This is a genomic window from Halobacteriovoraceae bacterium, assembly GCA_020635115.1.
In the GTDB taxonomy this organism is placed as follows: Bacteria; Bdellovibrionota; Bacteriovoracia; order Bacteriovoracales; family Bacteriovoracaceae; genus JACKAK01.
The window spans coordinates 168,859-181,854 of sequence record JACKAK010000002.1 but is presented as its reverse complement, the minus strand read 5'-3'; the positions used below and the strand labels follow the sequence as shown (position 1 = coordinate 181,854).

The 12,996-nt window shown below is 31.6% G+C and carries 11 protein-coding genes and 1 tRNA gene; 7 read left to right on the top strand and 5 right to left on the bottom strand.

The genetic code is table 11. The features are described 5' to 3' along the window. Positions 1-26 precede the first annotated feature (26 nt). Entirely contained in the window at positions 27-476 is a 450-nt protein-coding gene (locus H6622_03150; GenBank protein ID MCB9060502.1) for a hypothetical protein, read from the bottom strand. Further along, positions 463-1,500: a hypothetical protein gene (locus H6622_03145; protein MCB9060501.1), complete on the bottom strand. Its 1,038-nt coding sequence runs from the start codon at positions 1,498-1,500 to the stop codon at positions 463-465. The genes H6622_03150 and H6622_03145 overlap by 14 nt, the downstream gene beginning before the upstream one ends. Before the next feature lie 270 nt (positions 1,501-1,770). Here H6622_03145 and H6622_03140 point away from each other — a divergent pair, with 270 nt between their 5' ends. Together H6622_03140 and H6622_03135 are read left to right on the top strand one after the other, a co-directional pair. Continuing rightward, the gene (locus H6622_03140) at positions 1,771-2,736 is read left to right on the top strand and encodes a hypothetical protein (GenBank protein MCB9060500.1); all 966 of its coding nucleotides are present in this window, start codon (positions 1,771-1,773) and stop codon (positions 2,734-2,736) included. A gap of 8 nt (positions 2,737-2,744) precedes the next feature. Beyond that, the gene (locus tag H6622_03135; GenBank protein ID MCB9060499.1) at positions 2,745-3,374 is read left to right on the top strand and encodes a hypothetical protein; all 630 of its coding nucleotides are present in this window, start codon (positions 2,745-2,747) and stop codon (positions 3,372-3,374) included. On the opposite strand, the gene H6622_03130 is transcribed toward H6622_03135, so the two are convergent. The 3 genes from H6622_03130 to H6622_03120 all read right to left on the bottom strand — a co-directional run bounded on the left by H6622_03130 (position 3,371) and on the right by H6622_03120 (position 6,852). After that, a complete protein-coding gene (locus H6622_03130) occupies positions 3,371-4,462 on the bottom strand; it encodes a hypothetical protein (protein ID MCB9060498.1) in 1,092 nt (363 codons plus the stop codon). The genes H6622_03135 and H6622_03130 overlap by 4 nt on opposite strands. A gap of 109 nt (positions 4,463-4,571) precedes the next feature. Continuing rightward, a complete protein-coding gene (locus tag H6622_03125) occupies positions 4,572-6,269 on the bottom strand; it encodes a hypothetical protein (GenBank protein MCB9060497.1) in 1,698 nt (565 codons plus the stop codon). After that, the gene (locus H6622_03120) at positions 6,202-6,852 is read right to left on the bottom strand and encodes a hypothetical protein (GenBank protein MCB9060496.1); all 651 of its coding nucleotides are present in this window, start codon (positions 6,850-6,852) and stop codon (positions 6,202-6,204) included. The genes H6622_03125 and H6622_03120 overlap by 68 nt, the downstream gene beginning before the upstream one ends. Before the next feature lie 155 nt (positions 6,853-7,007). Between H6622_03120 and H6622_03115 the strand changes: the two genes are divergently transcribed. The 5 genes from H6622_03115 to H6622_03095 all read left to right on the top strand — a co-directional run bounded on the left by H6622_03115 (position 7,008) and on the right by H6622_03095 (position 12,927). After that, on the top strand, positions 7,008-7,541 hold the full coding sequence (locus H6622_03115) for a hypothetical protein (GenBank protein ID MCB9060495.1): 534 nt from the start codon (positions 7,008-7,010) through the stop codon (positions 7,539-7,541). Positions 7,542-7,755: 214 nt separating this feature from the next. After that, positions 7,756-9,180 carry a dicarboxylate/amino acid:cation symporter gene (locus H6622_03110; protein MCB9060494.1) on the top strand — a complete coding sequence of 475 codons (1,425 nt, stop codon included), beginning with the start codon at positions 7,756-7,758 and terminating at the stop codon, positions 9,178-9,180. Positions 9,181-9,357: 177 nt separating this feature from the next. Next, positions 9,358-10,419 (top strand): hypothetical protein, encoded by a 1,062-nt coding sequence (locus tag H6622_03105; protein MCB9060493.1) that lies wholly within the window; start codon positions 9,358-9,360, stop codon positions 10,417-10,419. 4 nt (positions 10,420-10,423) lie between these two features. Beyond that, positions 10,424-12,790 (top strand): hypothetical protein, encoded by a 2,367-nt coding sequence (locus tag H6622_03100; protein MCB9060492.1) that lies wholly within the window; start codon positions 10,424-10,426, stop codon positions 12,788-12,790. Positions 12,791-12,850: 60 nt separating this feature from the next. Next, a tRNA-Arg gene (locus H6622_03095) sits at positions 12,851-12,927 on the top strand. The last annotated feature ends 69 nt before the right edge of the window (positions 12,928-12,996 follow it).

The window sequence follows — 12,996 nt, the reverse complement described above, 5'->3', positions numbered from 1 at the left end:
TTTTAAAAAGTTGTCATATCTTAGAATTATTTTTCTAATCTCATATAAAAACATTTAACTTGTTTAATACTTTCGCTTCCCTTAAATATTTCAAGTTGGTATTTGATTTTATTCGAGTCAAATGTGATTGACTCTTCTCTCCTGATTTTTTCGATTTCGGCGTCTATGAGAGTTTGTCGCTGTAGGGTTTTTCCTTCTCGTTTAACTTTACCTTCAATGATGGCCTTGTTTTGTTGAGAGTTGATTGCCACAGATTTATTAGTAACATTAGAAAATATAATGTTTTGTCCAAGCATAAAATCAATCTGGCCTGTTTTTTCATCAAGAAGTGTACCTACATAAGTGTCTGTACACGGATCATTTCCTTCAATAAGGTAGTATTCACCTGGAATAAAATAATCTAAACCAGGCGATTCAGAGGCGCCCAAGAACGATATAAACAAGTTTAAAGAAATAATCATTTTAAATAGATTCATTTTTAGTTCCATTAATACAGTAGGGATATTGTTTTACCATTGAAATTATCGTATTTTCATTTTGCTTTTTTGATCTAAGTTTTTCCCAATACATATGTCTACCAAAGGGTGATCTTGCAGTCCCATTACATTTCAAAGGATATTTTCTTACACTATAAAATCCACATATAGCACCACTGAAGATCTCAACCGCACAAGGAATATAATTCTTATAGTTAGTCATATAAAAAGTATTTATGGTTTTTTGTTTTTCATTATTTATTCCATGCAATTTTTCTTCAAAAGCATTGCAACCTGGTCCCCGCCATTTTCTATGAGACCAAGACTCAGGAATCTGAAGTTCACCTGCAGCTGTATCGTTAGTTGCATCGTACCTTATGACATTTGTTTGGCAAGATCCTTCATCCCAAGCAATTGCAGTAAAAAACCAAATCCAAAAATTAACTTTTTGAATCTCTGAAAAAGTCTTAAAATTAGGGCAAATCTCTTCTAATCCTGGAATTTCATTTGAATTAAAATAGTTCCACCTGTCAGTGGAGTGGCCCTGGCCTGTGATTTCTTTAACTAATAAATTACCAATGTCTCCGTAACTGCCATCACTTGAAGAAATATAGTTAGGGCAATTGACATTTTCAAGTCTTCCATTTCTGTTATAAGTCATTTTTAAAGGAGGGGCGATAAAGACATTGGTATTGAGTATTTTTTGTTGCATTTCAGGAGAAATTGGCAAGTTTGAGTTATCGATCTTACTTTCTTCACATATTTCACAGGACTTTTGGCGTATAGATAATTGCTCTTTTTCTAGCCATCCTGTTTTTGAATTTTCCATTTTAACTTGAACATATTTTATGTCATCTTCAATTTTTTCATCAATAATTTTCAAAGCAGTTTGTTCTGTAATGTATGTTGCTTGAGGAAGATTTTTTTGATTGTTATCTTTTGCTTTTATAAATATAGCGTAATTATACCCTGGTACATCAAAAATATATGTATTGTTTAATACGGTGAAATTAAATTCAGACAATTCTTCTGCTGAATATATTGAGAAAGATATTATGATGAAAAAAAAGAGAGATTTGTAATTTAATTTACATTTATTAATATTTTTCCCTTGGTAGTGGCAATATATAAACCGTCAGTTTTTCATATCTATTCTATTCTTTATAATAATAATACATATTATTAATAAATCAATGTTATGGACAGGATATTTCAATATTTTGCAATTTGTATTATTTGATTTAATTCAGAACTAAAGGCATAATGGACATCATAATTAAATCAAAAGGTTAATATGAAATTATTAATGTGTTTGGCCATCGTTATTTTGATGACATCATGTTCTTCTACAAAAGTGGAAAAAATAGGGGATAAAATTTATTCTCGACTTCCAGAAAATGAGCCTGTCCAAGTTTTTGCGGCTCATTATCCTGATCTTGTATATGAAGAAATTTGTAAAATTGATCTCGTGAGAAATACTGAATTTTCACTTAAAACGTCGGCGGATGATTACTATGATGAATTAAAAGTAGAAGCTAGAAAATGTGGAGCTAATGGTGTTGTAGTAAATTATAGTTCTAGATATGGGAAAAATATATCTATATATGCAACCGGGATCAAAATTCTTTCAGAAGAAAGTAAAATTAAAAGTGATGATATTAAAAAACTCTCTCTTGCAACTCAAACCAGCAACATATCTGCAATGGAAAAAATGTTAAGCAATGTTACCAAAAACCGATCAAAGAGAGCGCCTTCTGATACCAAAATTATTGATGGTCTGCTTTATATTTATGCAAGAAAAGGATTTGGATGTGATGTAAAAATGGTTGAGCTATTTAAAAATTATGAGGCGATTATACCTAATTTTAATTATATAAAGATTTTTCAAGATGGTTTATATGATGAAAATATCATTTATTGCAAAAATATACTCTTACACTCATTTCCCCAAATTAAAGAAAAAGGAAAATTTGCTATAGAGTTAAACAATCATTTTTTAAATTTTTTAAATCATCTATCAACTAGGGGGAAGCACATTTCTCAAAAATTATCTGCTTATGAAATGCTTTTTAAATTGGTTATTTCTGTAATTAAAGAGGAGTGCGCGAAAGATGAGACTAGTGAGCTGTGTATTTTAAAAAGTAGTTTCAATAAACATGAAAAATCATTGGTGAAGGCCATGAAAATGTTTAATATTAATTCAAAACCTTATGATCAAATGAACCAAATTTACAAAAACTTCAAACCATTAATGATTTAATAAGATAAATGCATTTTTTATCCTTACTTTTTATATTATTTTTTATTAGTTCATGTTCTTTAGCACCATATACTTCAACGAAAACGGCAAGGACTTTAGGTGAAGGAAACTGGGAAATTGATACTGGATTCTCTCCTGCTCTCTACCTAGGCACTTCTATTGGGGTTAGTGAAAACTTAGATGTAAGTTTTCTTATAGAAGCTCAAGCAGCACCTGTTATAGGTCTGTCAGGAAAGTATGCTCTACTAAATAGTCAAGATGAAGGATTTTCTTTTTCTGGACTTGGAGGAGTTTTTTTAGGCATAGATGTTGTAGAATCAAGTGGTTTTTTCATTGGACCTGTTTTAAGTTATAAAGTTGACTGGTTTGAAACTTATATAGTAACTCGCTACAATTGGGTAAAATGGAAAGGAAAAAACCTAAATAGTGATCAGAGAGATGAACTATTTATAGATTTTATAAATTTTGACAATATTGAACTTTCGTATATGCAATATACTTTTGGTTTTAATTTTTGGTTCGATCAGAAAATTGCTCTTAACATAAATGCAAAGTATATAAAGTTTTTTGGAAATGATGTAAGTAATAATGATAAAGAAAGTTTGCTTCCTGGAGTCGGTTTTATTTTTAGATTTTAAGCACTATGTTTATTTTTTTTAAAGAGAGCATGGCCTTTTTCAATGTCTTCTTTTGAATAACCCTTTTTAAGAAGAGCGAGAGTGATTTTCTTTGTATTTACGCCGTTTTCAACATTTTTTTGAAAAGTATTTGCAATTTTTTTCAATAATTTATCAGGGGTAGAAGGTTTCATTTGATTGGGCATATCTTTTGAGATGATTGTGATTCCATTTAATCGATCATTATGATCAAGAAATTTGTTAATCCTAAGTTTAAACTTATCATCTATTTCAGAAGATTTAGTAAGTGCGATATAAAATATTGAAAAATATGATGAGTTCAAAAAAGCAACAATAGAATTTAAAAATAAAAGAAAGGAATAGAAAACTGCAATCGTTCCAAAGATTGGGAATAGATTCAGAGATACAGCATTAGTAAATTTAAAGCTCCATGATTGGATAAACGAATGACTGAATATTATTCCTACCGTAGTAGAGACAATCAAAGAAGGTACAAAAATATTTTTGAGGATATTAAAATTTAAGTGTTTTATCGGTTGCTGTACTGATATTTCTTTAATTGGTTGTGGTAAGGAATCTATAAAATTTTCTAGTGTACCTGGGAGTTCTTTTAACCTAGCATGACCTAATGCTAAAATATGTGGCGGGTAAATAAGAGCAAAGTCAAATACATTCATATACTCATCGACAACCGATTCCTTTAGAGTAGTAGTTAACTTATTTTCATTTTTTTGATCTATTAATTTTAAAATTTTAAGAAATAAGAGCGAAAAAGAAAAATTAAAAAAGTTCAATTCTTTACCTTTTAAATTTATAATTTTTGCTTCATTTTTAAAATAAAATAAATTTTGAGCAGAAATAATACCTATTGCTCTTAAATTTAAATAATTAATGAGAGGTATTTGAAAAATTAAAAAAACAAGGGATTTAAATATACCCATTATCGATAGTTTGATTGCAAGATGATAGAACAAGTTATAAAAAGTAAAAATTAGTGTTGAGTTTGCGATAAAGATGTAAATAATTGGCAACAGTTTTGAAGTCTCCGATCCAGTTAAATGAAAATATTTTTCCCCAAGGATTTTCATTTCTAATATTTGTCTATAAAATTTGTTATTTTTAAAAATCATTTTTTATTTCACATTTATTTGAATTTCAAAATTCTATAAAACCTATCGGATTTTGATTGTAATAATATTAATTTATATCTGGTCTAATTTTCTCAAGTTCTGGATATCTAATATAATAGATTCCTACAGAATTTCCTCCTTTAGAATTTCTTCCCTGACTTGTCGTCCATATTTCATCACCTGAGTTTGATATTCCAAGTCCTACAGGATAACTATCGACAGGTATTGTTGAAATGATATTTAGATTATTGACTTCAACAACTATTAATTCACTGGTTTGATTTACAGCTACGAATAGATATTTATGATCATTAGAAAACTTCATTGATCTTGGTCCTTGGCCTATGACCTTTTTTATAAAATTTGAATTATTTGCTGTTAATTTAATATGGTTATCTTTACCGACATTTTTTTGCTGACTTAATAAACTAATTGAGGTTTTAATATCCAATTTTAATATTGCACCATTTGAATTACAAGTTGCATATAAATTATCCCCAGTACTATCTATGAGAAGATCTCTGGGCCCATAACACTGACCATCTAATGTTCCAAGCAATTCAAATTGATTTATATTGTTACGTTGGAAGACACTGATACCAGTTTTTTTCATCCTTGAAACTAGTAAGTATTGACTATCAGGTGTGAATGCTAGCCCTCTTATACAAAGTCCACAATCTTTATCACGATCTTTGCTATATGTGACAGGAGAATACGATTCATCGACTACAAGTTTTTGGTGATATTTGAATTTATTAATATCAGGAGATTTAATATCAAAAATTGTTATGGTGTTATTTCCCCAATTTGAAACGGCCATGAAATTTTCATCTGGTGATTTTTTTAATATTTTAGGTATAGGGCCAGTTTCAAAAACTTTTTTGAAAGTAAAGTCATCCGTACTGATAACTCCAATTGCAGATGGTAAGATCGCAAATTCATCATAAGAACGACGATAGTAACTAATCCAAAGATATTTCCCGCTATGAGAAAGTTCCATTTCAACTGGTTTTCCATCAAAATATTTTTTATCAGAAACATTATCTGGTTTATGAAACTCAAACCAAGGAGATGCTACAAATAAGCGCTCTTTAGACTCATCAAAGTGATGTCTGATTTTAGTCACTAGTTCACATTTGTCATGTTTAAATACCAAAGTTTGAAAAGATTCTAATGAATTCACAAACACATATTTATCATCACTTGAAAATTTGACTGATTTTGGAGAGTAGATACTTGGGGTATAAATATCGAGTGGATTGGCCGAACTTTTATTATATGATTGGCATCTTGTTTTATACAATAGCTGAACTTGAGAATCATCGGGAGTCGATTTCGTTAAAAGTTTGATATTCCTTTTAAGGTCTAAACTTCTTTTTTTCCCTTGGACAATATTGAGATTATCATTAACTATAGGAATGAACTGTTTAACAAGTTCATGTTTAGAATCTAACTGTTTAACAATATCCCAATGGTAAAGAACTTTTCCCCAATTTGATTTTTGCCAATATGACCAACCAATTTCATATTGGCAACTTACGCAGTGGGGTTCCTTTTGAATGCATAAATGATATTGTTCTAGTGCTTTATCTGTTTCATTATTTTGTTGAAAATTAAATGCTTTAAAATAATAGTTCTGAGCAATCTTATCATTACAGATTCCTCTGTGTTCTTCTGTATTCTCTCCAAAAGAGGGTTTAATAACTACAATTAGAACTAATATTAATATCCCATTTCTTAGAGATCTGATTTTTTGATCGATCATATTTATCCATGAGTTGTTTCAAATCATCTTTAAATCTTTCAGACTTATCATCTATCTTTGAAGCAGTACTTCTCCCGTCTATATTTCGTTCAATTACCGTATTTATACGTTCATAATCTTTAATGATTTTTTCTAGATGGCACAGTATTTTTAAATCACTTTTATAAATGATGTATTGCTTGTTTTGATTTAAATGACTTATATTAAAGTCCAATTCTGTATCAAGTTGATTGAGCTGATTTTCGTATGCAATCAATGATACAGTTTTGTTTTCTTTGTTAGAGCATGTATGAAATGCAAAGAGATCAAAATAATCTAATTTTAAACCTTTTAAGCTCTCGATCGATTTTAAAATATATTCTTTTTTATCTATGTTTATTGCAACTACGTATTTATAAACAAATGGGTCGTATTTCTTGTTTTTTATTTCAGAAATTTTCTTTTTATGTATTTCAAAAATGCGATCTGCATGACACCCAATTTTAAAAGACTCTTTTGTAAATATATAAAAAGAGATCTGGATAACTGAATAAATCATGCCCAATATACCTATGATAGTGGAAACCAGTAAATTTATTTTCACGTATAAGTTTTCGGAAAGTCGGCCAATAAACTTGACTCTTTTGATTTGATTTATTTCGGAAATTCAATGTGTTGGCCAAAAAAAATGTTGAAAAAAATGTTGAACTTATTTTGGCCCAAGTTAAAATAAATATAGAATAAAACAAGGAAGTTTTTATGAACCAAACTCAGATTCAAAGCGCTATTAATCCAACACTTATCAATGCAATCTCAAATGTAAGAGAGATTGTTGAATATAGTAAAGATGAACAAGATTTCATCTTGAAAGAGGATGGGTCCCCTGCCTCATATGATCTCATAGAGCGTTTGTTAACAGAAGAGTTAGAGAACACAGAGCTTGATTACAATATTATTGGTGAACGTGAATTTCAAAGGATATTTGATCTCGGATATAAAGCATTAGATGGTTCAAATCCATTGGTTGAGAATGCATTAAAAAGAATGAGAAAAATAACATTAGAAGAGGAAATTGAAGATGAAATCGACGATGAATATGAGGAATATGATGATGAGACTGAAGAAGAGGAAATGGATGATTCAAGTGAGTCTGCTGAGGATATCCTTTTTGAATTCATTAACGAAATTTTAGAAGAAATTAAACTTAACCCAGATACTGATGAAGATTATCTACTTATTAGATTTAAAAATGGTCTTAGAACAAGATCAATAAATGTATCGATTGACGAATAGCTTCTAACAATTTTAGGCTTCTTAAAAATAAATAATTGTATACGCTGGTCAGTATGCTAAAGAGAGCAATTGGCGCATAGGGCGTAAATAAAAATTGCGTAATACAATGTTTTCCTTGTAATCTACCTTATTTTCTGTTTAAACGATTGTGTTATTTTTTTGTTAGGGTAAACCACTTTTTCAAAAGTAACTTTTGTAATACAGGAGATTTGACATGACGCTAAAGGGAAAGTTTGGCTTGACGACAATGATTCTCATTTCATTAATAGTGGGAGCTTGTTTTGGAACTATACTAAATGTTTTGATGTCAAAGCTGTCAACTTCAGTTGTACTGCTTGAAAAAGATGGTTTAATCGAAAAAGCTGAATTTTTTAAACAAGTTGTTTTATTTATAAATACATATCTCATTGATGGTATGTTCACTGTACTTGGAAAAGTATTCATCAATTCAATTAAAATGTTGGTTGTTCCACTTGTTCTGATTTCTCTTGTCTGTGGTGTAACAGGTATTGGTGATATAAAAAAATTGGGTAGAGTAGGTGGAAAAACTCTGGCGTTCTATATGCTCACAACTGGTATTGCTATAGCTCTTGCACTATTTTTCGCAAAATTAATCGGGCCAGGAGATGGCCTAACAGTAAATACTGGAGCAACGGCCTTTGCTTCAAAAGAGGCCCCAAGTTTTGCGCAAGTTCTTATACAAATAATTCCGGAAAATCCTTTTGATTCAATGGTAAAAGGGGAAATGTTACAGGTTATTTTTTTCTCACTTCTGCTTGGAATGGCCATTGCATCTCTAGGTAAAAAGGCCGATAGGATTTTGGCCATTTTCCATCAGGCCAATGAAGTCGTTATGAAAATGGTCACACTAGTCATGTTAATTGCTCCCTTTGGAATCTTTTGTCTTATTGCAAAAGTATTTGCAGTTGAAGGCCTATCTGCAATGATTCCCTTAGGTAAATACATGTTAACAGTTATTTTTGTATTATTAGTTCACTTGTTTCTAGTCTATGGGGGATCTCTTACTCTTTTGGGCAGAGTGAATTTTTTTACCTTCCTTAAAAAGTTTTACTCTACGCTACTTGTAGCTTTTTCTACTGCCAGCTCAAATGCAACGATTCCTGTCACAATGCGTACAGTAAATAAAAGACTTGGTGTTTCAAAAGGGATCACCTCATTTACGATTCCATTTGGTGCAACTATAAATATGGACGGAACTGCAATTATGCAGGGAGTTGCAGTCATTTTTATTTCTCAAGTGTACAACCATCCGCTTTCCTTTAATGATTTTCTCTCAGTGATCCTAACGGCAACTTTAGCATCTGTAGGAACGGCCGGTGTTCCCGGGGTTGGTCTGATTACTCTTTCCATGGTTTTAGTTCAAGTTAATTTACCTGTAGATGGAATTGCACTTATCATCGGAGTTGATAGGCTTTTAGATATGGCCAGAACAGCTGTAAATATATCTGGCGACGCTTGTGCTTCAATCATCATTGCACAAACTGAAGGAGAGTTTAATAGGGAAATTTTCAATGATCCCAATGCTGGAGAGATAGAGGGTGAGGAGGTGATTGATGATCTTGAAGAGCATTTTCATGAATCACATGATATACTCGAAAAAGAAGGCGAGTTGTCCTAGTTTAATACTAATTTTTTATTTCTTTTCTTAAAAATTCTGACTTTATTTTTCTAAAATCATTTAGTTACAGGCAATTGTTCAATATTCATTAGTTTGCAAATAAAACTTGATAAATACACTATTTTAAAGAGAAACTGTTTTTGTTTATAAATAAAAATTTTTTAAACAGAGAAATTTATGAGTTATATTTTGCTATTTATTGGAATGCTTTTTACCCAAAAGACCATGGCAATAACGCTATACTTAATGGATTTCGATAACACCATTGTTGAGCACAGAGAAGAATATAAGGGTGGTTTTGATACTCCCCATAAACTTTACCTTGTAGAAAGAAGAACTGATGTTATTCTGCCAGATTATGAAGAATATGAACCCATTATAGAATTGAGTTCTTGGGATTTTGAAAGAGTCAAAGACAAATTATCAAAAGGTCCCGGTTTTCCAGGGAATACTATTCCAATCACACTGACTGATGGAAGAAAATTTATCCCTGGTATTTACGAGGCCAGAGAAATAAATAGTTATGAAACGTATGAATATTTTGGAAAAAGTTTTCAGGGCCGAAATTTCTTATTAGAGCAACAATTGGCAGCAGAAAAGAACGTAAAGAATAATAATACGGACTGGCGTGGAAGATTTTTTTCGTTATTTCAAGCGGCGTTAAATGTTAAAACAAATATTGTGGCCATTTTGACTATGAGAAATCACTCTCAGGAAGATTTTATAGAATGGTCCAGTCATTTATTGAAAAGAAAATTAATCAATCGCACTCCAGATCATTTTATTAGTGCAAGATCATCGTCTATGGACCATTACGATCTTGAAGGCCGACCAAATGTTCGAAAAGTGAATTATGCTATCGAACAATTTAAAGAGTTACAAAAGGTACCTATTAACGAAGAAGAAATTAAATTAGATCAAGATGGTCGAGCTTTAAAACCTCTACATACTTTAATATTCGCTGACGACAATACTGCAACGGTTGATTTGTTTGCAGAAAAAATGAAAGCATTAGTTGCTAGAAATTCTTCTAAAGTGAAAGTAATTTTTTTAAGTGCTGACTTTCATTCTAATATTCGCAAAAAAGCATATTATGAGCAAACTGTTATAAAAGCAAATGGTAGTTTTAGGAAAGCGAAACTGGAAGAGCTGATTGGTGAGCCAAATATTACTGAAAAAGAAAAGAAAAAAATTCTTTCTCATTTACAGGTAAATTACTGTCAAAACAAAATGAGGTAACAAAATGTTTAAGCGATTAAGTTTCTTATTCCTCTTTCTTTTTACCTTTGAATGTTTTGCAGGTCCTAGTTGTGAGGAGCTGATGCTTTCAGCTGAATCAAAAAATTTACTCAAGAAGATATCTGAAAAAATATATTCAGATCTAAAAAAATTTAAGAGACTACCAAAGTTTGATGAGTTGATGATCTCTTTGAATATGAAAAACATAGATTTTGATCCTTTCAAAGAAAAGGAACTTCCTAAAGGTGTTAAAAAACTTTTAGAACTGTCTAGGGATATTTATCCTGAATTTTGGAGTTCATTTTATAGTGACGCTGTGAAGTCAAGTTTAAAGTATTTGAAAGAGAACTTACGTTTACCATCTAATGAAGAGCTTGCAAATGAAATGGGATATGAATTCAGTGAAGTGAAAAAGCTTATTGTTGGAAAAAAAAATGAAATTAATCTAAGAATTTTCGCAGAGGATTCAAAAGATTTAGAAGTTATTAGAAATAAATTTATTAAAGCATACACCGAATTTTGCAAGGCCCATGGGTGGACTCCTACTGAAGAACATTTAGAAAATGAGATGAATTTAAAATCTGGAACTTTGAAGGGGCTTATCGGAAAAGGTAAATTATTTGATCACTTTAATGAAATTTTAGACATTGCAAAAGAAAGAGATAAAAGAGGATCGACATTTAAGAGAGTTTATCATTCAGCAATTTTTACACCAGAAAAGTATGAAAAATTAAAAGAGGCGATTGAAAAAGCTGATAGTTATATTATTGTAGGAGCTTCTGCAGGAAGAGATGTTAATATTGATGCACTTGCGGCCCTTAAAACAATTTCAAAATCAAAATCAAACAGTTTTGGAAATGCTCCAATAATTGTGATTCCTGTTGATCCAATAAATATGGATTTTGACGAAGCTTTATTGGAAGATAAAGATGTGCATATTATTCCTCCTGATATTGGTCAAATTAGGCTCTCTTACGAGTGGGCAATAGACACGATTGAAGTTATGGGAAAACAAAAAGACCCAAATTCAGGATTAGATGATTATGAAGACAGAGGTTTATCATTAATTTTAGGTTCTCCTCAGATGAGGGTTAGAACACTTGGAATACATGACCCGGTAGTTGACTATAGGATGCTTTTTACAACAGGTTCAATCACAGAAGGAATATTTGATGGTAAATATTTAATTCAGCATAAGACTGATAAAATAGCACAGAAGAAACATAAAATTGCAGCTCTACTCTTTGAGAAAACAAATGGCAGACCGGGAATCTTGCAAGAGTTTACTCATGGAGATTTTCATCCTCGTCATTTAGAGTATATTCCTGAGAAAAAAGGATTCTTGGACCTTAATACTTTTTACTCCACTGATAAAATTGAAAAAGAAGTTAGACCACTAGCTTTAGTGCCAGGAGATTTACATTTAGTAGTCGCTGATCAAGAAGTCCTCAAACACTTTCTTAGTATAGTGATGGAATTACAACCAAGAGCAATATATTGGCACGATTTTCTAAATCTCGGAGAGATTTCACACCACGAAAAAAATAAGGTTGTTAAACAAGCAAAAAAGGCAAGAAATGATGAGCTAAGATTAATAAGGCCATTAAATCAGGCGACTGCTTTTTTTAATGCTTTTTACTCAAATCCAAGAAACAAAGATATTGATAACGTCATTGTTGTGTCAAATCACAATGGTTGGCTTAATAGTTGGTTAGAAGATGCAAATTGGATTAAGGAACATCAAAATGCTGCCGTTGGGGCCAAACTTTTTGAAATAGCAGAAAGTGGCCAAAATGTACTGGAATGGGTTTTGAGAAATGGGATTGAGGGATTAGTACAACCCTTAGATAGGAGATATTGGAATAAAATAGTCATTAAGGTTCCTGGAGAAGAGGAATTTATAGGTCCTGTTCCTGGAGGTTTTACTGAAGAGGGAATACCATTCAGAGGGAGGCAAGTTTTAACAACTGCTCATGGGCACGTTTCAAGCGAAGGTGCTAGAGGAGGAGCTGTGACTAAATGGGAAAAAATTGTAGACCGAGTGATTTATGGCCATACTCACACTTATCAGAGGAAAAATGGGATTGTGAATGTTGGGCTCTTGGCCAGAAAAGACCAAGATTATGCAATTGAAGGTGCAAGTAATTGGGTCCATTCTGTTGGATTAATAGGTGAGAATGGAGAGATGCAAGTTCTTGTTTTTAAAAACGGAGAGTTTTATCGTCCAGATGGATCAGAGATTAAGGAATCTGACTTATTTTTTGAGCCAGGCCATCCCTATTATGAAATGAAGCCAAAGTTAAGACCAGATCAAAATGATACGGTTGATCAGTTTAGAAAGGTTCCAGATTCAATAAGAAATGGTGAATAATTTTCTTTTTATTGATAAATCGCAGAGTTTGTACTACAAAAGGCGGACAAATTTCTTTACGCAACCGTAGCTCAGTTGGATAGAGTACTTGACTACGAATCAAGTGGTCGCAGGTTCGACTCCTGCCGGTTGCGCCATATTTTATTCGTGAAAATCCAGTTCCAAGAACCCTTTTCTATTTCTACCTAGACGGGTAGAATTGAACT